This window comes from Bernardetia sp. ABR2-2B, from assembly GCF_037126435.1.
Lineage (GTDB): Bacteria > Bacteroidota > Bacteroidia > Cytophagales > Bernardetiaceae > Bernardetia.
This window is the reverse complement of record NZ_CP147020.1, coordinates 5,212,422-5,237,948: the sequence shown is the minus strand read 5'-3', so window position 1 is coordinate 5,237,948 and position 25,527 is coordinate 5,212,422. Positions and strand designations below refer to the sequence as shown.

19 protein-coding genes are annotated in these 25,527 nt (G+C 32.0%); 8 read left to right on the top strand and 11 right to left on the bottom strand.

Annotation, left to right across the window (positions count from 1 at the left end):
- Positions 1-30: 30 nt before the first annotated feature.
- On the top strand, positions 31-1,365 hold the full coding sequence (locus tag WAF17_RS22050) for a DEAD/DEAH box helicase (RefSeq protein WP_338764525.1): 1,335 nt from the start codon (positions 31-33) through the stop codon (positions 1,363-1,365).
- A 398-nt stretch (positions 1,366-1,763) separates the two neighbouring features.
- On the opposite strand, the gene WAF17_RS22045 is transcribed toward WAF17_RS22050, so the two are convergent.
- Positions 1,764-3,191, bottom strand: a complete 1,428-nt coding sequence (locus WAF17_RS22045) for a serine hydrolase (RefSeq protein ID WP_338764522.1) — start codon at positions 3,189-3,191, stop codon at positions 1,764-1,766.
- A 219-nt stretch (positions 3,192-3,410) separates the two neighbouring features.
- On the opposite strand from WAF17_RS22045, the gene WAF17_RS22040 reads away from it, so the two are divergent.
- The 4 genes from WAF17_RS22040 to WAF17_RS22025 all read left to right on the top strand — a co-directional run bounded on the left by WAF17_RS22040 (position 3,411) and on the right by WAF17_RS22025 (position 7,770).
- Positions 3,411-5,942 carry a prolyl oligopeptidase family serine peptidase gene (locus WAF17_RS22040; protein WP_338764519.1) on the top strand — a complete coding sequence of 844 codons (2,532 nt, stop codon included), beginning with the start codon at positions 3,411-3,413 and terminating at the stop codon, positions 5,940-5,942.
- A 39-nt stretch (positions 5,943-5,981) separates the two neighbouring features.
- Positions 5,982-6,758, top strand: coding sequence for an MBL fold metallo-hydrolase (locus WAF17_RS22035; RefSeq protein WP_338764516.1), 777 nt, complete (start codon positions 5,982-5,984; stop codon positions 6,756-6,758).
- Between the two features lie 67 nt (positions 6,759-6,825).
- Positions 6,826-7,392 carry a peptide-methionine (R)-S-oxide reductase MsrB gene (msrB, locus tag WAF17_RS22030; protein ID WP_338764513.1) on the top strand — a complete coding sequence of 189 codons (567 nt, stop codon included), beginning with the start codon at positions 6,826-6,828 and terminating at the stop codon, positions 7,390-7,392.
- A 75-nt stretch (positions 7,393-7,467) separates the two neighbouring features.
- Positions 7,468-7,770 (top strand): hypothetical protein, encoded by a 303-nt coding sequence (locus WAF17_RS22025; RefSeq protein ID WP_338764509.1) that lies wholly within the window; start codon positions 7,468-7,470, stop codon positions 7,768-7,770.
- A 41-nt stretch (positions 7,771-7,811) separates the two neighbouring features.
- Here WAF17_RS22025 and WAF17_RS22020 read toward each other — a convergent pair whose 3' ends face one another.
- The 9 genes from WAF17_RS22020 to WAF17_RS21980 form a co-directional block, all read right to left on the bottom strand.
- The gene (locus WAF17_RS22020) at positions 7,812-8,375 is read right to left on the bottom strand and encodes a hypothetical protein (RefSeq protein ID WP_338764506.1); all 564 of its coding nucleotides are present in this window, start codon (positions 8,373-8,375) and stop codon (positions 7,812-7,814) included.
- A gap of 9 nt (positions 8,376-8,384) precedes the next feature.
- Positions 8,385-10,769 carry an MMPL family transporter gene (locus WAF17_RS22015; RefSeq protein ID WP_338764503.1) on the bottom strand — a complete coding sequence of 795 codons (2,385 nt, stop codon included), beginning with the start codon at positions 10,767-10,769 and terminating at the stop codon, positions 8,385-8,387.
- Between the two features lie 233 nt (positions 10,770-11,002).
- A complete protein-coding gene (gene ribH / locus WAF17_RS22010) occupies positions 11,003-11,521 on the bottom strand; it encodes a 6,7-dimethyl-8-ribityllumazine synthase (protein WP_338764500.1) in 519 nt (172 codons plus the stop codon).
- Positions 11,522-11,563: 42 nt separating this feature from the next.
- Positions 11,564-12,214, bottom strand: coding sequence for a hypothetical protein (locus tag WAF17_RS22005; protein ID WP_338764498.1), 651 nt, complete (start codon positions 12,212-12,214; stop codon positions 11,564-11,566).
- 21 nt (positions 12,215-12,235) lie between these two features.
- A complete protein-coding gene (locus tag WAF17_RS22000) occupies positions 12,236-13,015 on the bottom strand; it encodes a DUF4292 domain-containing protein (protein WP_338764496.1) in 780 nt (259 codons plus the stop codon).
- Positions 13,016-13,320: 305 nt separating this feature from the next.
- Positions 13,321-14,595: a serine--tRNA ligase gene (serS, locus tag WAF17_RS21995; protein WP_338764493.1), complete on the bottom strand. Its 1,275-nt coding sequence runs from the start codon at positions 14,593-14,595 to the stop codon at positions 13,321-13,323.
- Positions 14,596-14,746: 151 nt separating this feature from the next.
- Positions 14,747-15,226, bottom strand: coding sequence for a hypothetical protein (locus tag WAF17_RS21990; protein WP_338764491.1), 480 nt, complete (start codon positions 15,224-15,226; stop codon positions 14,747-14,749).
- Positions 15,227-15,229: 3 nt separating this feature from the next.
- A complete protein-coding gene (locus WAF17_RS21985) occupies positions 15,230-15,742 on the bottom strand; it encodes a GTP cyclohydrolase (protein WP_338764488.1) in 513 nt (170 codons plus the stop codon).
- A 36-nt stretch (positions 15,743-15,778) separates the two neighbouring features.
- Positions 15,779-16,435, bottom strand: coding sequence for a hypothetical protein (locus tag WAF17_RS21980; protein WP_338764486.1), 657 nt, complete (start codon positions 16,433-16,435; stop codon positions 15,779-15,781).
- A 170-nt stretch (positions 16,436-16,605) separates the two neighbouring features.
- Here WAF17_RS21980 and WAF17_RS21975 point away from each other — a divergent pair, with 170 nt between their 5' ends.
- The 3 genes from WAF17_RS21975 (at position 16,606) to WAF17_RS21965 (ending at position 21,535) form a co-directional block, all read left to right on the top strand.
- Positions 16,606-17,880 (top strand): WG repeat-containing protein, encoded by a 1,275-nt coding sequence (locus WAF17_RS21975; RefSeq protein ID WP_338764484.1) that lies wholly within the window; start codon positions 16,606-16,608, stop codon positions 17,878-17,880.
- Positions 17,881-17,989: 109 nt separating this feature from the next.
- Positions 17,990-20,929 (top strand): excinuclease ABC subunit UvrA, encoded by a 2,940-nt coding sequence (gene uvrA, locus WAF17_RS21970; RefSeq protein ID WP_338764482.1) that lies wholly within the window; start codon positions 17,990-17,992, stop codon positions 20,927-20,929.
- 39 nt (positions 20,930-20,968) lie between these two features.
- Positions 20,969-21,535, top strand: a complete 567-nt coding sequence (locus WAF17_RS21965) for a hypothetical protein (RefSeq protein WP_338764479.1) — start codon at positions 20,969-20,971, stop codon at positions 21,533-21,535.
- A gap of 278 nt (positions 21,536-21,813) precedes the next feature.
- On the opposite strand, the gene WAF17_RS21960 is transcribed toward WAF17_RS21965, so the two are convergent.
- Positions 21,814-25,419 carry a T9SS type A sorting domain-containing protein gene (locus WAF17_RS21960; RefSeq protein ID WP_338764476.1) on the bottom strand — a complete coding sequence of 1,202 codons (3,606 nt, stop codon included), beginning with the start codon at positions 25,417-25,419 and terminating at the stop codon, positions 21,814-21,816.
- Between the last annotated feature and the right edge of the window lie 108 nt (positions 25,420-25,527).

Here is a 25,527-nt window from a genome sequence, read left to right as displayed (position 1 = left end):
TCAAAATAGTATTCATCTTTATCTAATTTTATGTCAAATTCTATCAAAAATCAAAAAGCTATTTTATCAAAATTAGGAATAGAGAAACTCAATGAAATGCAAGAAGAAGCAAAACTTGCTATTCATTCTTCTGATGAAGTTATTCTACTTTCTCCAACAGGAACAGGAAAAACAATTGCTTTTTTACTTCCCATTATTGAGAATTTAGATAGAAATTTAGAAGAAATACAGACTCTTATTGTTGTTCCATCAAGAGAACTTGCCATTCAGATAGAACAAGTAATGCGTGAAATGGGAACTGGCTTTAAAGTAAATGCTGTTTATGGAGGACGTGCAGGGTCAAAAGACAGATTAGAAATAAAACACCGACCAGCCGTTTTGATAGGAACAATGGGAAGAGTAGCCGACCATTTGAGAAGAGAAGCCTTCGAAACAAAATTTATAAAAACGCTTGTTTTAGATGAGTTTGATAAATCTTTAGAAATTGGATTTGAAGGCGAGATGAAAGAAATTTTGAATATTTTGCCACAGATAAGTAAGAAAATTCTCACTTCTGCCACCCAAGGCGTAGAAATTCCAAGTTTTGTAGGACTAAAAAATCCTCTTACAATTGATTACCTCAGAGATGGAAAAGGAGGAAATAGAAAGAGTAGTGATTTAAAAATTAAATTAGTTACTTCTCCAAGCAAAGACAAACTAGAAACACTTTTAGAATTGCTTTCTCATATTGGAAATGAAAACGGAATTATTTTTTGTAATTATAAAGATTCTATTGAAAGGATAAGTAATTTTTTGACGGAAAATAATATTTCTCATGGTGCTTTCTTTGGTGGAATGGAACAAGTGGACAGAGAACGAGCGTTGATAAAATTTAGAAATGGAACGTATAAAATTTTGTTAGCAACTGATTTGGCAGCACGAGGAATTGATGTTCCAGAACTCAATTTTATTATTCATTATCATTTACCTCAAAGAAATGAAGAATTTACGCACCGAAACGGAAGAACGGCTCGTATGAACAGCAAAGGAACAGCGTATGTTTTGCACTACGAGTATGAAGATGTTCCTGATTTTATTGAAGAATTGAATTTACCGAATCAAAGTCTAACAGAACAGCAACTTCCCAATCCTTCTGAATGGCTTACTTTATATATTTCTGGAGGAAGAAAAGATAAAATTTCGAAAGGTGACATAGCAGGATTATTTTTCAAACAAGGAAACATTGAAAAAGACCAATTAGGAATCATCGAACTCAAAAATGATTGTGCTTTTGTTTCTGTGAAAAAATCTACATTAAATAGTCTTTTACCAAAAGTAAATAATGTGAAATTGAAGAAGAAAAAGGTTAGAGTTTCGGTGGTTTAAAGTCGTTGGTAAGACACCAGACAACAGTAAAGTGTATCAACTTCCTAGTCTGTGGTCTGTACAAAAATTAAATAATTAGCTAGTACAATTTTGTTAGTTTTTACCATCTTTTTGACCTCCCCAGCCCCTCCGAAGGAGGGGAGGAATACAAAAAAACTATGTTTTCAAAAATTGTACTAGTCAAATAGATTAACAAATTTGTACACCACAACTACTTAAATAAATCATAGGTCGTGTGTTCAGTTCCTTAGAACTGAACAGGACACTTCCTCAGAAGCGTGATATAGTTTAAATCATGCTTCTGAGGAAGCCTTTCGTTTGTTTTTGAGAACGGTGAAACCCTCAACGAAGCTAAAACGAACGCACACCGACTTGTTGAAAGAGCTATTCTATTCTCTCTATTTTTCACTTTCAATCTTCTCAATCATTTTTTCTGCATTCGAATTAGTAGGATTTAATTCTAATGATTTTTTGTAGTTGAGAAGAGCCAAATCAGTATTTCCATTGAGATAATAGGCTTCTCCCATACTATCATAGGGATTTGATGAGTTTGGAAATTCAGAAATGAGTAGTTGAAATATTTTTATAGCATCTTCTATTTGTTCTTTCTCAATCAATTTATAGCCTAGTTGATTCAGCTCATTTTCATCAGAGAAATTATAGGTTTCAAAATCGTTCTCTTTTAAATCATTGTATAATTTTATTCCTTCCTCTACATTTTCATAACTTTTCTGACGGATAGTCAAATAGATTGATTTTTTAGGAATTTCAAAACTTTCTCCTTTTGAAATATTTTCAACTGCTTGAATAATGTCTTGTAATTTAGAGTTCTTATTATTTGTCATCAAAATGACGATTAAATTCTCTTTTTTGTTGTAATGAGTAAATACTTCATAGTTGGAAGATGAACCATGATGACGATGAATTACTAAATCATTATTTTCAACAAATCCATTCCCCAAAGCTGACTGACTATTTTCTGAATATGCTTCTGACAATGTAATTAGAGATTCTTTGCTAATCAATTCTCCTGAATGCAAACTAACTATCCATTTTTGCATATCATTTATTGTAGGACAAACCCAGCCTGTAAATTCAATATCCATAGGTTCATCGTTTACTAAATCATTACTAAACGAATTTACAAATTGAGGATTTTGAGAATTAGGGTCAATAATAGAATTATTCATCTCAGTTGGAACAAGAATATTTTTCTTTACAAAATCATTAAAACTCATTCCTGATACTTTTTCCACAATTCTTCTTTGAAGAAATACATTATTATTGTTATAAAAATAATCTGTTCCAGCATCAAAATTTAATTTTTCAAGAGTTCTCAAATCGGTAAAAATATCTTGGTCATTTTTGACAGTATTCCAATTTATTCTTGGCAATCCACTTGTATATTGTAGCAAATGACGAACAATAACCGTTTCTGCCCATTTTGGTAAGCCTAAATCAAATTTTGACAATTTATCATCCAAGCTGAGTTTTCCTTGTTCCTTTAACATCATTATAGCAACAGCATTAAATTCCTTCGCAATAGAACCAATATTAAATACAGAATTTTGGTTTAGTTTGTTTGTTTTAGAGGCATCAGTATATCCAAATTCATTCTGATAAAGAATTTTAGTGTTTTTAACTACTAAAATATTTCCATTAAAAATGCCACGTTCATAAGATACTTTCATTAATGAATCTATCTGAGAATGATAAATATCTTCTTTTTTTGGAGTAGTAGTATCGCTATTTTTTGAGTCTGTGTTCTTATTACAAGCAGTTTGAAAAAAAGCAAAGACGACTAACAAAAGAATTGATTTATACATAGTTTTATTTTATAAGAGTTTTAAATGAAGTAGGAATTACTAGTACAAAGACAAGTATAAAATTCGATGGGTTGCTTTAATTTATTGAATAACTATTTATTTTGCTCTATAACTTTTAAAAATACTATCATTCTAAATAAACTGAGATATTTTATTAATCCAAATAAATTTTCACTAATTTCCCATTCCAAAAGAATCAAACACAAAAAACTAATTCAAATGAAACTAAAACTTCTATTCTCCATTTTATTATTTTCAATAACTACACTTTCTTTTTCTCAAGAAATAAAAAGCCAAGAACAAGCCTTAGACAGAATCGACCAAATTATGCAAGGCGATAAATTCGTAGGTGTATTGCCAGAAAATGGGCGTTGGTCGTATGATGGTAAAGCAATTTACTTTTCTAAAAAGTCATCTTTAGAACCTTTACCGACGTGGTACAAACAAAGTATTTCGAATGGAAATCCGATTGGCACTCCACTAAAAATTGCTGAAAATGATTTTAATCTAAATCCCAAAAATTATGTTTTTGGAGATGATAGTAACTTTGAAAATTACAATAAAATAAAGACTTCAAAAGTAGTTTCGATAGATGGTGATTTGTATTTACAAGACGTACAAAATGGAAGTGCAAAAAGACTTACCAACACATTAGAAAATGAAAACAATCCTACTTTTACAAGAAATGATAGTGCCGTTGTTTATCAAAAAGGAAATGATTTATTCTATTTTTGGCTACAAGGAGAGCAAATTGGACAAACACAGCAACTTACTTCTTTCGTAGATTCGGATAAAAAGACCGAAAAATCATTAAATGATGCCGAAAAGTGGCTCAATAATCAGCAAAATGACTTATTAGAAATTATCAGAATAAACAAAGCAGAAGATTCTATAAAGAATGCTCAACCAAAACCGTATCGCCTAACAGCTATTCCACTTAATGGAAAATATATTTCTTCTGTTCAGATTAGTAACGACGGACGTTTTGTGATTTATGTTTTGGGAGAATATTCTTCAAAATCTACTGAAGTTCCTAATTATATCAATGAGCTTGGTTATACAGAAAATTTACCTGCTCGTTCGAAAGTAGGAAATGCAACAGCTAATTTTGAACTCTATGTATATGATAGATATGGAAAAACAAATGATAAAATTGATTTGTCTAGTTTGCCAAAAATGATGGAAAATCCTGCTTATTATGCAGAATACGGCAAGGAACTGAAAAGAAATTCAGCAAGAAACTTATGGATTCATGAAACAAAATGGTCGCCAAATGGAAAAAAAGGAGTGATGGTAGTTCGTGCAGATGACTCAAAAAGTCGTTGGATTGTAGCAATGGATTTGACAAGTGAAAATGATAAACTAAAGCTAGTAGATTATCAGCAAGATGATGCGTGGATAGGTGGAGAAGGCATTAGTGGTTGGCACGCTTCAACAGGAACATTAGGTTGGCAAGACAACGAAACAGTTTATTTTCAATCTGAAAAAACAGGATTTTCGCATCTTTATACCTATAATTTCAAAACAAAAAAATCAAATCAACTTACCAACGGAAATTTTGAAGTAACTAATGTTTGGCTCTCAAAGAATAATGAGACCTTTTATGTTCGTGCTAACAAAGAAAATTTCCATGAGTATCATTTATACAAGCTAGGTAAGAAAAATAGTTTGGAGAAAATCACTTCCAAAAAAGGAGTTTATGAAGATTTTGTTTTGTCGCCTGATGAAAAGTATTGGATTGCTCGTTATTCTTATTCAAATAAGCCTTGGGAATTAGTCGTTTTTGCAAATAAAACCAATTCAACTACACAAAGACAAATTACAAATTCAACAACAGAAGAGTTTAAAAACTATTCATGGTATCCAAAATATACAACTATTACAATAGATAGTAGTGGAAAACAATTTCCTGCAAAACTTATAGAGCAACCTGATTCTATGACCGAAGGAATGAAGCCATATTCTTGGTACGAACCAAAAATTATTACTTTCAAAACGCCAGACGGAGCAGAAGTTCCTGCACGTATTTATGAGCCTGATGCAAATGTGAAAAATAAAGCTGCTGTTATGTTTGTTCATGGGGCAGGATATTTACAGAATGTTCATTATGGTTGGAGTTCGTATTATAGAGAATATATGTTTCATAACCTTTTGAGAGAGCAAGGCTATACAGTCATTGATATTGATTATCGTGGTAGCAAAGGCTATGGCAGAGATTGGAGAACGGCAATTTATCGCCACATGGGAAATAAAGAATTGGTAGATTATGTAGCTGGTGCAGATTATTTAGTCAAAAATCACGATATTGATAAAGACAGAATCGGAATTTATGGTGGTTCGTATGGTGGTTTTATGACGATGATGGCGATGTTTAAAGAACCTAAAGTTTTTCGTTCGGGTGCAGCCCTTCGTTCGGTTACAGATTGGGCGCATTACAATCATCCTTATACAGCAAATATTCTGAATACTCCTGTTGAGGATAGTTTGGCGTATGTTCGTTCTTCTCCAATTTATTTTGCCGAAGGTTTGGAAGGCGATTTACTTATTTGTCATGGAATGCTTGATACAAATGTTCAGTTTCAAGACGTAGTTAGGCTTTCTCAGCGACTTATTGAACTAAGAAAAGAAAACTGGGAACTTGCCGTTTATCCAATTGAAGGACATGGTTTTGTTTACCCTACAAGTTGGGCAGACGAGTATAAACGCATTTATCAGCTTTTTGATAGAACAATAGGAAAACAAAAAGAGTAGCAAAGCGTTTGAAAACTGTCTATAAAAAATATAAAATAAATGAAAGTAACATTTTTAGGAACAGGAACATCACAAGGTGTTCCTGTTATTGCATGTGAGTGTGAAGTTTGTCAGTCTTTAGATTATAGAGATAAGCGTTTGCGTGTTTCTATTCATATTGAAGTAGAAAACCAAAATGGCGAAGAAAAGAGTTTCATTGTTGATACTGGAGCAGATTTTAGACAGCAATGTTTGAGAGAACGAATCAAAAAATTAGATGCTGTTCTTTATACGCATCAACACAAAGACCACACGGCAGGAATGGATGAGGTGCGTTCTTTTAATTTTTCTCAAAAAAAAGATATGCCAATTTATGCTAGAGAACCTGTTTTGGAACAGTTAAAGCGAGAATTTGCTTATATTTTTGCAGATTTTAAATACCCCGGTATTCCACAAGTAGAAACGCATATCATAGAAAATAAAGCCTTTGAAGTAGAAGGAGTAAAAATAATTCCGATTGATGTTTTGCATTACAAACTTCCTGTTTTTGGATTCAGAATTAAAGATTTTACCTATATTACGGATGTTAATTTTATTTCTGAAGAAGAATTAGAAAAAGTAAAAGGAACAAAAATTCTTGTCTTGGGAGCATTACAAAAAGAAGAACATATTTCGCATTATACATTAGACCAAGCCATTGAAGTAATACAGAAATTAAATCCTGAAAAAGCCTATTTGACTCATATTAGCCATAAAATGGGGCTTCATAAATCTGTTTCAGAAGAACTTCCTCCAAATATTGAACTGGCTCATGATGGTTTGCAAATTAAATTATAAATAATCAAGGTCATTTTTTTATAATTCCTTAATAAACAAAGTATTAGATTATTTCGTTTATAGAATTATGAATACAAAAACTATAATTTTGCCAATATTGGCTATTGTGTGTGGCTTAGGATTAGTTGCTTTTTTGGGTGTTACAGATAACTCTGAAAGCAACACGCAAAATACTGATAAAAAAGTAGAAGCTGCCGAAGGTCTAAATTTTAATAAATTAAATCAAAAAGATACCTCTATGTCAGACTATAAAGAAAAGAAAAGTGAAAGTGAATGGAAAGAAGAATTAACAGAAAATGAGTACCGAGTTTTGCGCCAAAAAGGAACAGAACGAGCATTTACAGGCGAATTTTACGACCATCACGAAAAGGGAATTTATACATGTGGAGCTTGTAATGAAAAATTATTTGATTCAAAAACAAAATATGAATCGGGTAGTGGATGGCCAAGTTTTTATACAACAATTGAAGGAAATGTAAAAGAAATTACAGACCGTTCGCACGGAATGGTTCGTACAGAAGTTGTTTGTAATAACTGTGGTTCGCATTTAGGACACGTTTTTAATGATGGTCCTAAACCAACAGGAATGCGTTATTGTATCAACTCTATTTCACTAGATTTTGAAAAAGAATAGTTCTTTTTGCTAATTTTATATAACAAAAAAGCATTCTGATTAAATTCAGAGTGCTTTTTTCATATCTGTTCAATTATGGAAAAAATACTAGATAGAGAAGATAAAGTAAAGTCTCAAAACGGCTGGGCTACAGTCTTGATAATTAACTCTGTATGTATCGCTTTATGTGGATTGATGACTTACTTTGGTAATTTTGAACTTGTAAAAGAGTTTTGGATAGACTTATTTATTCTTTTGGCATTAAATATTTCAATGACTTTTCTGTCTATCTTTTTTTACAAAAAGCATTGGTTGAAATGGTTTATTGTAAGTATTTTCTTTATTACTCTAGGCTTACTCTTTGGTTTAAATATTTATATGACAGCAAATATTTGGTAAGATTGTAAACTCTACAAACAAAAATTACTAAGGTATATTTTCTATACCTCTTCATTATTCCGATTTATAATTTCTTCTATTTCCTTTCTTTCTCCTTCTGATAAAAGTAGTTTTCGTAGTTCTTTAGCTCCTACGAAATTACGAAAGTCACTAACTTCAAATGCCCATTTTTCTAAACCTTTATTTTTGTAGGGAAACATCTTTAAATCTCCTGCCAATAAATTATGACTATACTTTGCTACCCACATAGCAGGAGAAATATTAGTTTGATATACAGATAAAAAGTAATCTTCAATACCAGTATTATTTGATAATCTTTTTTTATAATCTTGAAAGTTTCCAATCCACAGTTGTATCTTTTTTTTCTCTTCAAAAGATAAAAGCTGATTTCTTAATTCCTCTATATTATAAGTATTTCTTATTCTATAAATATCTTCAATCCATTTTTCAAATTCTTTATCTTCAAACTCAATTTGCAGAAGTACATCTGAAAATATAGTATGACCATGTAGAGCAACATACTTTTTTGCTGATAATTTAGAATAAAAATCTAGCTTTTCCTTTATGCTTTCTTCTATTTCTAGGCTTACTTTTAACTTTTTCATTAATTTTATTTACGCTTCAATCGGAGGATGATTCGAACGACGAATATTTGCATTAAAAGTAAGGAGTAAAGCAGGAAGTAAAATCAAATTGGTAAACATTGCCACTAGCAGCGTAATTGAAGTCAGAACTCCTAACGCAACTGTTCCACCAAAGGAAGAAAAAGCAAAAATGATAAATCCTGCAAAAAGAATAATCGAAGTATAAATCATACTTTTTCCTGTTTCACGAAGTGCAACATCAATCGCCTTGTGTCTATCAAAATTAAAGGTTAAAAGTTCTTGTCTAAAACGAGCCAAAAAGTGAAGGGAATCATCAACAGCAATACCAAAAACAATACTAAAAACAAGTGCCGTACTTGGTTTGAGTGAAATATTAAAAAATCCCATAATTCCAGCCGTTACCAAAAGAGGAATCAGATTTGGAACAATAGCAATAATCATCACACGGATATTTTGAAATAGCGCACCAATTATTATTGCCACTAAGAAACAAGCTAGAACCAAGCTCCATTTTAAATTATCTATCAAATACGTATTTCCTTTCAAGAAGATAGGTGTCGTTCCAGTTACTCGTGCAGTCATTTTGGTAGAACCAATGGAGTCAGCAAAAATGCTATCTAATTCTGGTTGTAGGCTCGTTCTGACTAAAGAATCCAAACGCAAAGAACCAATATCAGCTACTTTCAGAGAAACTCTCAAAATCTGTTCTGTGCTATCTACAAAAGATGCAGAAATTGAAGTTGGGTCATCTTGTCCTTTCAAATAACGCAAAACATACGCTCCCGTGCGCTTGTCAGGCAGATTATAAGATTGTTCACTTTGATTAAAATAAGCTTGATTGGCAGCTTTTATGAAAGTAACCAAAGAAACAGGTGTAGAAAGGTGTGCCGAACTATCTACATAATTTTCAATTTCTTCTATTCTTTCTAAGGTCTGACTTCTACGATAGGCTTTTGGTTTTCCTGTATCAATGACTATTTCTAAAGGCATTGTTCCTTTAAAATTTTCTTCAATGAAAGCAATATCTGTTTTTTCTTTGCTCTCGTTTGGCAAGTCATCTACCATAAATGAGTTTGCCTTTATTTGATAAAGTCCAATAGCTGAAACAACAACAATCATAATCGTAACTCCATAAATGATTGGTCTGTGATTTTCTATTATAAAATCAAATTTCGTAAGAATACTGTTTATAATTCCTTTGTTCAAGTGTTTAGTTCGTCTCCCTTCTGGCATTGGCAAGTACGAAAAGACAACAGGCAAAAAGATAAGAGAGATAAAGAATGTAGCAAAAATAGTAATACCTGCAGAAAGCCCAAACTCACTCAAAATACCTATTCTAGTACTTATCAAAACCAAAAAACCAATAGCAGTTGTGGTATTTGTAATTAGTGTAACTACTCCAATTTTTTTGATGACATATTTAATAGCGTCTTCTTTATTTCCTTTTTTGTTACATTCTTGATGATATTTTGTGATAAAATAAACACAATTTGGAATACCAATAACTACCAAAACAGGAGGCAGAATAGCAGTAAGGATAGTTATTTCATAACCCAAAATACCAAAAACACCCATTGTCCAAATAATGACAATAGAGATAAGACTGAGCGAGACAAAAACAGGAGTAAAAGAACGAAAAAATATAAATATAAAAATTGCTGTAATGGCAATAGAAAGCGACAAGAAAATAACCATTTCGCCCTTTACTTTATTCGAAATAGCGACTCGTAGAAATGGAAGACCTACATAATGAACTTCAATACCTGTTTCTTCTGAAAATTTATTTCCTAGCTCTGTAAGTTTAGTAACCGTTTGATGATTGTATGCCGTACTTGTAATGACTGGCAGAAATGTAACCAAAGCTAAAGAAGCTTTATTTTCTGGATTTATTAGCTGATTTTCGTAGAATTTTATCTTGTAGGTAAAGTTCAGAAGGCTATCTAATTCTTTTTGTGTCTGAACCTGCTTGGGAAAAATTGGCTTAGGTTCAAACTTCTTAATTTCTTGATTTTTGTAGATATAAGGTAATTTGCCTAGTCCAATTACACCAGTAACAGCACTTATACTATCTCCTAAATCTTTTACTTTTTTTGTGTTGGCAAATTTTATTTTTTCTAAGTCATACAATAGTTTTTGCCACTTTTGGAAGTTTTCTAGCTCAAATAACCTTTCATCTTCTACTCCCAAGACAACAACATTATCATCTTGTCCAAACAACTCTTTAAACTGCTTGAAAAAAACAATGTCCTTATCAGAGTCAGGAACTACTTTTGTAAAAGTATAAGAAAGCTGCGCTTTTGTGCCTTGATAACCCATAAAAGCCGTCAGAGCAAAGAGAAGAAGCAAAAGCCACAACCTATTTTTTAGAATGAAATTAGCTATTTTTAGCCACATATATTTTTCAATTACGAATTAAAAATTACGAATTACGAATTGAAAGACTGAGCAATCAATTATGAATAAAACAAAATAAATAGTAAGATTTCGTCTTTTCAATCTTATTATCTTTATCAACTCTTTAAATACAAATACAAAATACAAGTTTAGATTTTAGAATGAGTGTCAAATTTAGAATTATGAATTTAGAAATTAAATCTAACTTCTACCTTCTAAAATCTAAATTGGTTTTAAAATCCAATTCCTGTTTTTGACTTGTTGAGTATTTTAGAATGAAGTCCTAACATTTTTATTGCTGTAATGGCTGCTTCATCGCCTTTGTTTCCGTGTTTTCCACCTGCACGGTCAAGAGCTTGTTGCTGGTTTTCAGGTGTCAGAACTCCAAAAATCACAGGTTTGTTGTGTCTTAAATTTACATTTGTAATTCCTTGTGCTACGGCATCACAAATAAAATCAAAATGACGAGTTTCGCCTTGAATCACACAACCCAAACAAATAATAGCATCAATTTCTGCTTTTTGGGCTGTCCATTGCGCTGCAAGTGTAAGTTCAAAACTTCCTGGTACGTCGTAGCGATGGATATTTTTTTCTTTTGCTCCATATTCTAACAGTTTTTTATAAGCTCCTTCGTAAAGTGCTTCTGTTACTTCTTCGTTCCATTCTGCAACAACAATAGCAAATTGCTTTGTCTTAATATCTTGAATAGATTTTTCAGAATGTATGCTTAGATTTTTATCTTTTGATGACATATTTTTTATTTAAAATTGCAAATTGAGTTTAGACTAAAAAAATTAGTTAAAGATTAAATTGTATATGGGTTTTTCTTTTAACTCACTTATAGTTCTCATATTAAAAGCTCCACTAACTTCATCTAGTTCATACTCTATAAGTCGAACATCTAAGTTATCCACATTTTCTCTATCAGTACGAAATGTGTACTTTATGAAAAATTTATTATCAACTATCTTTTCAACTTCTACACTAGAAGGAGAAGCAGCTAATAACGACTTAATCCTTTTGGAAGTCCAAACAATATCCTCATTAATTGAATGGGGACTAATTTTACTTTCTTTTTTTTTATTAGCTTCCAAGTCAAAAGCTATAATTTTAATAAAACCAAAATCACTTTCAGTTGGTAAAATTGTCCAATTTTGGCATTTATGAAGTTGATTGCTTTCATTCCACTCAACTCCTCTATAAATTCCTTTTCCAAAATTATATACTTTTTCTTTTAACTTATATTTATAATCGATAAAATAAAACCATGTTTTATGGTCAGAAGAATACTCCACATCACAAACTAGAGTTCCACCAATGTTTTGTTCAATGTTTACAGTATATCTTTTCTTTCCAAAGGCTGTATTTAGAAAGATAACAATACTAATAATTGAAATTATTATAATGATTAGTATTCCTCCACAACCTATCTTGACTTTACTCATTCTCAAACAGTATTAAATCTATTACTTTTTAAGTTCTTTTTTAGAGTAACTACTCGGAATAGAAAAAGGAAAAGAAAGATCTGACTCTTCAAACTTAATACTTTTATGTTCGATTTCAATTTTGGTTTGATCAGTTTTGTTTTCTTTCTGATTGAAAAAATTAGCTACTGCATTTACTTTAAAAGGAATTTTTTGTCCATCTAAAATCTGAAAATTACTATAATCTACAAAAAGACTGTTCATTCCACCATTACTTTCCTGTACAGAAACTTTTGAGAGTTTTTTATTCTCTCTACTCACATACATGGAAGTTTTGAAAAGCTCATAGATTTGATTCAAAACAAAGAATTTATCTGTTTTTTCTGGTGTAATACTTTTGTCTAATGGAGGAACATTCCCTAAAAATAAGGCTTGTAATGTTTTGAAATCGCCATCGAAATTGACTTGTTTACTTAGCGATATAATATCAAGAGCTACATAACTTTTCTCCAAACGATTAACCAAAAAAGCAGAATCAGTACGGATAAGCATACGAGCAGCTTCAATTCCGAAAGCAGGACGAGCAGAAAGCCAAATCAGACTATCTTTTGCCAGTCGCATATCTATTCTACTTCCTAACTCTTGTTTTTGATTTTGGAAAGAAAGATGAGATTTTGTACTCAAAAAATTGAATTTGAATTCCTCTACACCATACTTTTTGGTCAGTTCGGCAGGTGTAGAAACTCCTTTCTGACACGCTGAAAAAAGGAAAATAGAACAAACAAAGAAGAGAGAAAGGCGAAAAAATGAAGTTTCTTTCATAAAATAGTTGAAAAAATTGTGATTAATGACCAAAGAACAATTAGTAGTTTAATCAGTAATGAAATAATAAAATACAGTTGATAAACTCTATTTTTAAATGATTGTTTAATTTAAAATTGTACCGTACCCTTTAGGTCAATGCTGCTAAGATAAGGATTTTTATGTTGCTCGTGGGGACACAAGCAACGGCAAAGTTAATTTTTATTCTAAAAGTTATTTAAACAATAATAATAAAATAATAATTAGATTTTAATTATAAACTAAAAAACCTACCGTTGCTCGTGTCCTCACGAGCGACTTCCAAACTAATCAATTTTTTCAAACCTACAATAATCTTGCAATACTTTCGGAATTTTGATTCCGTCTGCTGTTTGATTGTTTTCTAAAAGAGTAGCTACAATACGTGGCAAAGCGAGTGCGCTACCATTCAATGTATGTGCTAAATGTTTCTTTTTATCTTTGTCTTCGTATCTAAGTTTTAAACGATTCGACTGATAAGTTTCAAAATTACTAACCGAACTTACCTCTAACCAACGACCTTGTGCAGCCGAATAAACCTCTAAATCATACGTCATGGCAGCAGTGAAACCCATATCGCCACCACACAAACGCAAAACTCTGTATGGCAATTCTAATGCTTCTAAAAGTCCTTTCACATGAGAAAGCATATCTTCCAAACGCTGATATGATTTTTCTGGGTGTTCTATTACAACTAATTCTACTTTATCAAATTGATGCAAACGATTCAGACCACGCACATCTGCGCCCCAAGAACCTGCCTCACGACGAAAACAAGGCGTATGACCTGTCATTTTGATAGGAAAATCACTTTCTTTTACAATTTCATCTCTATAAAGGTTTGTAATCGGAACTTCTGCTGTCGGAATCAAGAAAAGGTTGTCGGCAGTTGCTTCATACATTTGTCCTTCTTTGTCTGGAAGTTGTCCTGTGCCATAACCAGAGGCTTCATTTATCAAAATTGGTGGCTGAACTTCGCTATAACCTGCTGCAATGGCTTCATCTAAAAAATAATTGATTAAAGCACGCTGAAGTCTTGCACCTTTTCCTTTATAAACTGGAAAACCTGCACCTGTGATTTTATTTCCCAATTCAAAATCTATAATATCATACTTTTTGATAAGCTCCCAATGTGGAACAGCATCATCTGTTAGTGTTGGAATTGTTCCCCACTCATCAATGATTTCATTGTCTTCTGAAGATTTTCCTGCAACAACATCTTTATAAGGTGTATTCGGAATTTCGTACAAACAGTTTGTCAAATCATTCTCTAATTCCTTTAATTTATCTTCTAAATCTTTTATAGATTGTTTGTTTTGAGCAGCTTTTTCTTTTGCTTGATTCGCTTCTTCTTTTTTGCCTTGTTTCATCAAAGCACCGATAGATTTTGCTACTTCATTTGCACCAGCTTGTAATTCATTGAGTGAGGACTGTGTCGTTCTTCTTTCATTATCGATAGAAATAGCCTTTTCGACAAGCTCAGTAGCTCTGCTAAAATGGCGTTTTTGAAGTGCTGCAATGACTTCTTCTTTATGCGCCTGTATGTGTGCAATTTGTAACATTGATTTATCAGTTATCAGTTTTTTCAGTTACCAGTAATCAGTTACCAGTAATCAGTTTTGAATTTCTTTTTGAAAAATAAAATACTCACAAAAGTCCGATAAATTCAGTTAAAAATCAAGTTCGAATTGAGATTTGATTTTTTTGAAAAGCTTATTCTCCTTTTTTGGTAAAATCCCAAATTATATAAATTGTATTTCCAATAACAATGAGTAGTAGAATGAAATAAGATTGCACAAAGAATATATCTATTTTTTTATGACTTATTACTTTTATAAGAAGATGATAAAACCCTTGAGATTTTCGAATATCTACACTATTAATATCAAAAGTAACAACATAAATATCAGAATAAGCAAACTCTCCACCCTCATAAAAATTATTTTCATTGATTGCATCTACACAACAATCATTGTAATCAATATCTTTTAATGAATCTGGCATTTTTTGGTTTATCTTAAATGTTCCAAAAGCAATATCAAATCTAGTAGGAGGAGTGCCTTCTGAAGCAACAGATAAAATAACTTGGTTAGGGTCTAAAACACCAAAAAAGTATAGTCCAATTGAAACTAAAAGTAGTGAAGAGAATATCCACTTTTGATTTTTTCGGTTATTGAAAATCTTCTTTAGCATTTTTTATAAAATTACATCTTGTATTCCACTCACTTCTATTCCAAATTGAGTGAGTGTTTTGATTTTATTTACATTTCCTGTAAGCATTCTGATAGATTTTACGTTTAAATCTTTCAAAATTTTGGCTGCACTATTAAAATTTCTTGCGTCGGCTTCGAAACCAACAGCTTGATACGCATCAGCTTGTTTTACTCCTTCTCTTTTGTGCTTTACACTATTCAAAAGTGCAAAATGTCCATTTCCTTTCCCTTCCTGTTCTAATAAGATAATAATTCCTTTTCCTGCTTTTTGGATAAGCTCTTGAGAAATATCCATTTGCTCTTGACAATCACATTCAATACTATTAAAGTAATGACCAAAAATACAAGAAGAATGCACTCTACAAAGTACATCTTCTTCATTTTCAATTTCTCCCATCATAAAAGCAATAGATTCTTTTTGTCCATCATAATAGAGAACTTCTTTAAATTCGCCAAACTTTGTTTTCAAAGTTCCTTCAGCTAGTTTTACAATCATAATTTTATTTTTAAAATACGCAAAAGTAATAATGATTTAGTCAAAAAACTGCGACTTATATCTTATATATAAAGCCAATCCTAATTCTACAAAAGCCAACCCCAATAACGAGTAATTTACCCATTTGTCTCTTACCTCTTCATCTAAATCTAGTAGATATAATGCAGAAATAACAAAGATAGCAATGGCTAAAGCAAACACATAATGCTTAATATCTTGTTTAGTCATTTTTTTCTTCTTTAAAAATTTAGCTTTATACCCTTTCTCATCTTCTATCGCAAAGCCATTTTCTTCTGATAATTGCACTAATTTTTTAGCTACTTTCTCTCTTTTGGCTTCCATACAAGCTCTAAAGAATATATTTATAAGCTGCTGTTCTTCTATTGGAAAACTAGATTTATAATTGGATATTTCATTTTGAGATACATTTTGTTTTGCCATCGGATGAAATTGTGAAGAAGAATTATCTTTCTGATTCAGTATTTTATTTTCATAAATCGTAAAAATATCCGTAGCAATTATATACCATTTAGATTGACTTGATAAGGGCTTACTAATTTTCAGCAAAGAATTTACAAGTGTTTCCTTATCTTTTACTGCTTCTAGTTTTCTTAGAATTATTGTTTTCTTTCGTTCAAAATTAGCAACTATATCTTTATCATTTCCAGTAAAATCTTCTTCAAGTAATTTCATAATTCTGCATATTTATTTCTACAATTACGTTTTACAAACCTAAATACTTCCGTCAAACACTACAAATATAGAGTTCTCAATCTACAAATATGACAATTAATTTTGTTACTTTCTACTCAAAAAACCATTCTATTTTATAAATTAGCTTAACTCGCCCTTATATTTTTGCTATGAAACTACTATTTTTTATTTCTGCTCTTCTACTAACACTTTCTACTTCATTTGCTCAAGATAGCCTGTTATATCCAGCCATAAAAAATGGAAAACATGGTTTTATAGATAAAACAGGAACATTTATTATTGAACCTCAATATGATCAAGCTTCTTATTTCAAAGAGAATGGAAATGGACTAGCTACCGTTGAACAAAATGGTAAATATGGATTCATAAATAAAAATAATGAAGTCATTATTCCAATAGTATATGATTATCTTCACTCTTCTAATGAAGAATATTATTTGCCTGTTATCAACGATTCCTGCTATTACCTTTTTGATAAAAAGGGTAAAATTATTGACAGTTACTGTTTAGAAAACAAACCAGAACAGTGTTGTGCTGGAGGATATTATATATATAATAAATGGGTGGCTAAAGAATTAGAAGATGGATTCCATGAAATTTTTCATCTTGATTCTACCGATAAAGTAAAAAAAACGACAATAAAAGGTCATGTTAATCCATTGAAAAACAGCTACTTTATTCATTCAAAAGGCAAAATTTATATATTCAATTATAGAGGTGATTATATAATAGATGCTAAACCAGAAGAAATCAGTTCTCCTAACGAAAATTTTGATACCCTTCTTATCTATAAAACAGAGGATGCTTTATACAACCTCAATGAAACTGATAGTCCTTCTTATAGCATAAGAGCTAGTAAATATCTTTATATAGATAAAGATGGAAATGTAACAGAAGAAATCTCAAGTGAAATATTATCATATGATAATCAAGGATTTGAACAAATTGGTAAAGAACGATATGCTCTCTGTACATACAAACTTATGTCCGAATTTATGGGGGTAGTAATACCAGAACCAGCTTTAATAAATGATAAAAATGAAATTATACTCAAATCTACTACTGCTAACAGTTACATTCTTTATTATCACAGAGTTCATATTATTCCTAACCAAAAGTTAATTACTTTAAAATATTCAGATTTCAACATCTATTCTATCATTAATTTCGAAGGAGAAATAATTTTGAAAGGAAGTTTTAAAGGTGTTGAGAGTATTCTATCCGAAAAATATATTGCTGTATCAGAAAATGGTAAGTGGAAAGTTTTTGATGTTGTAAAAAGAAAGTTTATTGATAAAGAGTATGATTATATTTCTCCTTTTTATGGAGAATTAGCAGCCATTAAACAAATAGATGAAACCACAAATAAAAAGAAAATGGGGTATATTAATCGTAATTTTGAAGTTGTTTATATGGAAGAGTAGCTTATAATGTATTCAAATCTTGCTAAAATTCTAACCAAAAGGCTATAAATTTGTTACCTTTGTTTAGCATAAAAAATAATATAGAAATTTACTTCCCTAGAATATAATTATGGCATCAGCTACTCCCCAAAAAACCAAAAGTAAGACAACAAAGCAAACGAAAAGCAAAACAGAACAAACTAAAACAGTTGTAGATTCTATTCATTCGAATGGAAATCATCCCAACACAACTGATTTTATAGAAATTTTTGGAGCGAGAGAGCATAATTTGAAAGATATTGATATTTCTTTTCCTCGTGAGCAGCTTATCGTCATTACTGGGATTAGTGGAAGTGGAAAGTCATCGCTTGCCTTTGATACCATTTATGCAGAAGGGCAGCGTCGTTATATGGAGAGTTTTTCGGCGTATGCACGTTCTTTTTTGGGAAATTTGGAGCGTCCAGATGTAGATAAAATCAATGGTCTTAGTCCAGTTATTAGTATCGAACAAAAAACGACTTCTAAAAATCCACGCTCAACAGTTGGAACGACGACAGAAATTTACGATTTTATGCGTCTTTTGTATGCTCGTGCAGGTATTGCTTATTCGTATAATACGGGCGAAAGAATGATTCGCCAAACAGAAGAACAGATTTCAGAGATAATTTTTGAAGAGTATAAAGATAAAAAATTGGTACTTCTTGCGCCAGTTGTAAAAGGACGTAAAGGACATTATAGAGAGCTTTTTGTACAACTTCGCAAAAGTGGTTATACAAAAGTCAGAATTGATGGGGAGATAATGGATTTAGTTCCAAAGATGCAAACCGACCGTTACAAAACGCACGATATTGAGGTTGTCATTGATAGAATAATCGTTTCAAGAGATGATGAAAAGCGTATTATGGCATCTTTGAAAACAGCTATGAAGGTCGGAAACGGAATTGTGATGGTACAAGAACATGACAACGATAATAAAAATAAGGAAGCTCGTTTTTTCTCTCGTTTTTTGATGTGTCCCACTACAGGAATTGCGTACGATGAACCAGCACCAAATATTTTTTCGTTTAATTCGCCTTACGGAATGTGTCAGACCTGTAATGGTTTGGGCAAAATAGAACAGCTTACCGAAGAATCTATTATTCCAGATGAAACTATCAGTATTAGTCGTGGAGCGATTGCGCCCTTAGGAGAATACCGTGATACGTATTTTTTTAAAAAATTAGCTGCCTTTATGAAAAGTCAAAAGGTAAATATTACGACAGTTTGGAAAGATATTGATAAGAAAATTCAGAAAAAAATTCTTTATGGTTCAAAAGAAATTGTAAAAGTAAAAGCCAAATCTTCTGACCGTACTTGGAATAGCGAATTTGAAGGTGTGATTGATTATTTGGAAACCTATCAGCTAGATAGTGGAAAATCCAAAAAACAATCTAATTTACGTGATTATCTGACTGTAAAAATTTGTCCAACTTGTGAAGGAGCAAGACTAAAAAAAGAATCATTATATTTCAAGATTGCAGAAAAAAATATCTCAGAATTAGCACAAAAAGATATTGGTCAGTTAGGAGAATTTTTTGAAGATATTGAAAGCCGTTTAGAGGATAGACAAAATATTATTGCTGCCGAAATTTTGAAAGAAATTAGAAAAAGAATCGGATTTTTACTTGATGTTGGTTTAGATTATCTGACCCTTGACCGACCTGTCAGAACCTTATCTGGTGGAGAAGCGCAACGTATTCGTTTGGCTACACAAATCGGAACACAGCTTGTCGGAGTGTTGTATATTTTGGACGAGCCAAGTATCGGACTTCATTCAAGAGATAATGTAAAATTGATTAAGGCATTGCAAGATTTGCGTGATTTGGGAAATACAGTAATTGTTGTAGAACACGATAAAGATATGATGTTGGCAGCCGATTATCTAATAGACATAGGACCAGGTGCAGGAAGACACGGAGGAAGAGTTGTAGAAGCAGGAACGCCAACCGAATTTTTGAAAGGAGACAGCACAACAGCGCAATATCTTAATGAACAAAAAAAGATTGAAGTACCGACAGAGCGTAGAAAAGGAAATGATAAAGAGCTCATTTTAAAAGGTGCAACAGGAAATAATTTGAGAAATGTAACGGCACATTTTCCACTCGGAAAAATGATTTGTGTTACAGGCGTTTCGGGTTCTGGGAAATCTACATTGATTCATGACACGCTTTATCCAATTCTGAACAAACATATTTATAGAGGTGTCAAAACGCCTTTAGACTATAAAGAAATTGAAGGATTAAAGAATATTGATAAGGTTATTGAAGTCGATCAATCGCCTATTGGTCGTACTCCTCGTTCGAATCCTGCTACTTATACAGGTGTTTTTACGGATATTCGTGCATTATTTACGCAGCTTCCAGAAGCAAAAGTAAGAGGTTACAAACCTGGTCGTTTTTCGTTTAATGTAAAAGGTGGACGTTGCGAAGAGTGCGAAGGCGCAGGAAGAAAACTTATAGAAATGGACTTTTTACCAGACGTTCATGTAGAATGTCCGATGTGTAAAGGAAAACGCTACAATAGAGAAACCTTAGAAATTCGCTTCAAAGGAAAATCTATTGCTGATGTATTGGAGATGAGTGTAGAAGAAGCTTCGGAGTTTTTTGCTAACCAACCTAATATTTTACGTAGAATCAAAACACTCAATGATGTTGGTTTGGGTTATATTACTTTAGGACAACACGCCACAACGCTTTCAGGTGGAGAGGCACAACGTGTAAAGCTTTCTAGTGAACTATCGAAAAAAGATACAGGAAAAACATTCTATATTCTTGATGAGCCAACAACAGGTTTGCACTTTAAAGACGTTCAGTTTTTGCTAGATGTTTTGAATAAGCTAGTAGGAAAAGGAAATACTGTTTTGGTCATTGAACACAATTTAGATGTCATCAAAATGGCTGATTGGATTATTGATTTAGGTATGGAAGGAGGCGCAGCAGGTGGACAGATTTTGGTAGAAGGAACGCCTGAAAAAGTAGCTAAAAACAAAAAAAGTTATACAGCTAAGTTTTTGAGAGAGGAGTTGAAGTAGGTTTTTAAGTATCAGACAGTTCTCAATGTTTTTAAATTTATGGTAAAAAAAATAATAGATTGCTTTTGGGGAATAGTAATAAGCAGTATCACAACTGCTGTTACCTTGCTAGTTACTTTCTTCTTTACTTCTACTTTTCCTGAAGCTCAAGAATGGAAAATGAGTGGAGTAAAACAAATAATTCCTACGCTTATTGCCAGTCTAGTTTTTATGTTTTCTCTAACATTAGGATTGAAACACTGGAGAAGAAATAAACAACATTTAGCTGTTTCACTCAATATTCTTCCTTTTATAGTGCTTTGTGTTTTCACCTACAAATCAATAGAAAAACTCAATTATCATACTCCTTTTGATAGTAAAGAATGGAATAAATCAGCATATAAAAATGATAACATGGTAATTACCTTATTAAAAAATGAAGAATTAATAGGATTGACCAAAAAAGAAGTAATAGCAAAACTAGGAGATTCAGATGAAAAATATACATCTCAAGACACCAATATAATAGATATTTTATCATACTCAACATTTAATAACTACGAATTGATAATCTATTTGGAAAAAGGAATGGTAACTAAAGTAATGTATAAAAAATCTTATTTTTAGTTTCTAAACAAGCTAATCTCATTCTAGTTTGTAAATTCAAAAACAAGTTTTTAAAAATCAAGAGGAAAGTAATTTGAATTATACAAACCAAAATTTAATCAAAAAACTCTCTTCTTGCTTACCACACTCAAAAGCTGTATTTTTACTAAAAAATTAATTCTATAAATACATAAAAAACTCATTTATGCAATTTGATAAATAGAGCAATTACGAGTTGAAATAGGTTAAAAAACTCCTTTATTTGATTAAATAAAGGAGTTTTTGCTTCTGTAATATAATTACTCTACTATTATTTTTCTGCTAACTCGCTTTTGATTCATTTGAATAACTATTATATAAATACCTTTTCGTAGTTGAGGAAGTATAATATCTGTTTTTGTATCAACTAACTCTTTAGAAAGATATTTTCTACCTATTGCATCATAAACCTCTAAATAAGCTCCTTGATTGCTCTCTAATTGAGGAATATTTACTTGTATTCTATTTTTAGAAACTGGATTAGGTGAGATAAAAATAGTTTCAGCAGAAATTTCATAACTTACCTCCACAATATTTGAGTAAGAATAATCAATATTACCTTCATCTATCTGCTTAATGCGATAATAATTATTCCCTACTTGTGGCTCGTTATCTACAAAATTATATTTCTTCTTAAAGTTATCTTTTGAATTTGGCTCATAAATGCTTCCTAGCTTCATAAATTCTTTAGTAGAAGTATTCATTCTTTCTACTTCAAAATGACTATGATTTGTTTCAGATATTGTACTCCAATCTAGTTTTATTTCTTTATTATTTATTAATTTTCCATCAAAAGAAAGCCACTCAACAGGCAGAGGAAATACCTCTGATGTAAGTGTAAAGTCAGAGAAAGTAGTTAGTCCTGGTACGGTCATCGTTTTTGGAGAACTTACATAATCACGAGTAGAACGCAAAGGCGTAAGTGTATTAGAATGATTATAAAACTCCCAACCTCCATCTCTTTTTGTCAGAATAATATTAGCAGAAGGAGCAGCTACCGTGCCTGTTTCATGAGGACCAAAATCAAATTGTACGGTATAATCAGTTCCACTAAAAGAGCCTGTTTGTGGTTCTACGAGCCAAAAACCATCTTGAAATTCTGCATTCAAGAAATTTGAGCTAGGAGGAGTTTCACCAGAAAAATAACGAAAATTCATAGAAGTTGGTAGTGTTCCACCTGCTCCCCATGTTATCTCTCCTATTTTTTTGTCTGCCCAAGTGTAAGTTGTTGTATTTCCTGCGCCTATTGTTCCTGTCTGTACTGCTTGTGGAGCTGGGTTTGCATCTCTATCAAGGTCAAATTCATCTGCGCCAATATCTGTTGTTCCTGTAAAAACAGTCGTCGAACGACTGTCTCTATCTATATCTTCAAAAGCTAGTGCATTTTGTTCTCCTTTTCCACTAGAATACCAAGCTGCTTGATTTGTTGTGTTAATATGTAAATCTCCTAGTGTTGGATTTACAAATAAATCAGTAGCTGTTGGTGTACTTGCTTGTTGGTGCGACCAACTAAATCTATCAAAATTTACATTTTTGGCTTTTAAGGCTGCTAAATTAGGACAAAAATCTCCTGCTGCTGGAGTACCTCCTGCTTGAAGTAAAGCCACCATACTTGTTGTGCTTCTTGGTAGGTAGGTATTGTAATCGTTAGTTATGCTTCCTCCGTTCGAACGAAAAAGCAAACAAAAGTTTGCCACTCCACCTGCTATACGTTCATTAAAAAGCAAATTATTACGCATCGTAATCGTGCTATTACTTGCACGATACAAACAACCAGAAGCTTCCGAACCACTAGCTGTTCCACCACCAATATAAACACTATTGAATAAAAATCGTGATACATTATTTACTCCATCACTAGCAATACCTAAAACGGCTACATTATTTGGAGGAGCTAATGAAACCATATTATTATAGACATCCCACTGACTAACAGCATTATTTACAACCATTCCAGCTACTCCACTTGTACTTAGGGAAGTAGCAATACCTTGATTGAGCTGAATATCATAAATTCTATTTCCGAAGGCTCTTCCTACTGTATTATTATCTCCCAAGCCTATGGCGGCAACTCCTAAGTCTGCTGCTGCTACATTTGCTCTAATATTTCCACGTAGATTTGAAATAATATTTACGCCAACTATTTGCTCTCCAGTACCTGCTACACGCATACCAAATAAGGTAGCCGAACGCCCTGCAAAACCATAAGCAAATGTTGGGTCTGTTGATGTAATTCCTCTTCCTTTTGATTCAATATTTCGGATTTGATTTCCTAGAATAATATTCCTTCCTTGTAGAGCATACAGCACTCCACTTACATAAAAACTACCTGTTCCATGTGAGGTTATATCCAAAAAATTATTGTTAGCTATAGAGTGTGTACCACTACCAAAAACCAACATAGCATCTACATGTGAGCCACTGTTATTATTATCACTTGTATTTCCTGCGTATAAATATTGTAATATATTTCCCCTTATATTTTTATCTCCATTGCCTCTTGCATCAATTCCGAAAATATAGGACGTATGACTATTGTTGTTTGTAAAAGTAGCCACACTTGCCAAGGTGTTATTATCAATGCTCATATAATTTCCTTGATGCGTAACATAAACTCCTACAACTTCACCTCCACTTTGAAAGTTATTTGTTTGGATAGAATAAGGTGCAGTATTATCTATTGGGTCGCCTATTGTATTATTATTTATTCCTATTCTACCAGTTTGTGCAGTTGTTTCATTTGTTGGGTTACTAACTGTAATGCCACACCAAACACCTCTCGGATTTGAACTAATTTCTCCATTTTTATTGCTATCAGTAGTAAAATCAAAATTACGAATCGTATTTCCTGTAATATTTGTAGAATCTGTTGTAGATTGATTATATAACCAAATTCCTACAAAACGTAACTCACGAGTAGTAGAAGATATTGTATAGTTTCCAGTAGAAAAAGAACTACCATAACCAATAGTATTATTTTGTATAATATGTCCATAACCTGTTCCTAAACGAACAGCAGATGTTGTAGTATTATAATTATAAGAGCGTGTAGCATTCTGAAAAATACGATTATTTTCTATTGTCCAAGAGTGAGCATCATCAAATAAAAAAATACCTGTCGCACCATCTGAATTGGCATACCCTACAGCATTTGATGAAGAATGATAATTATAAATAAGATTAGTAGCAATATTTACATTTCTTATATTTCTGTTTCCACCATTTACTGCTACAATAGCTCTTGAAGGAAAACCTCCTCCTACAGTTGTGCTATTAGCATCATAAATTTCACAGTCTCTAATCAAGACAGTATGTAAATCTGCTATACTTCCAGAAATAAATGAGATAGTTCCTCTTGAAATAGCCTGTACTCCAGATGCAAATTTAGTATTCTGAATATCTATATTTTGTGCATCATTACTTATTTGTAAAGCAATGGCGTTGGTTGTAGAACCCGTATTTTTAGTGTTTACTATTACTAAACGCCTAGTTCCTGCTACACCTCCGTCAATAGTTACATTTTTTGCTCCGTCAAAAATCAAGATAGGATTATTTCCATTCCCTCGCACTATTGCATCTGTAAATAATAGTAAATTCACTTGAATACGTACGCTTGTATAAGGCGTTCCCACAGCTGGAGGAGCATTTAGAGTTGCTCCGTTTTCATTGAATCCATTATTTACTGTTAAGGTAACTATACCTCCGTGAGTTCCTGCATTAATGGCATTAAAGGCAGCAGTAAAATCTACATATCCAGCAGTTGGAGTTCCAGTAGTGGCAGTCAAGGAAATATTTTGAGAAAAAACGCTGCTTACATAACATATATATATAATGACTAAAAAAAAGTAAAATTTTATGGTTTTCATAGTTTGTGTATTGTATTACTTGAATAATGATTCTATTACTATTAACGAATTAATAGACGTAATTGTGTAATTCAAATATAAATATTTTCATTACTCATATCAAAGACA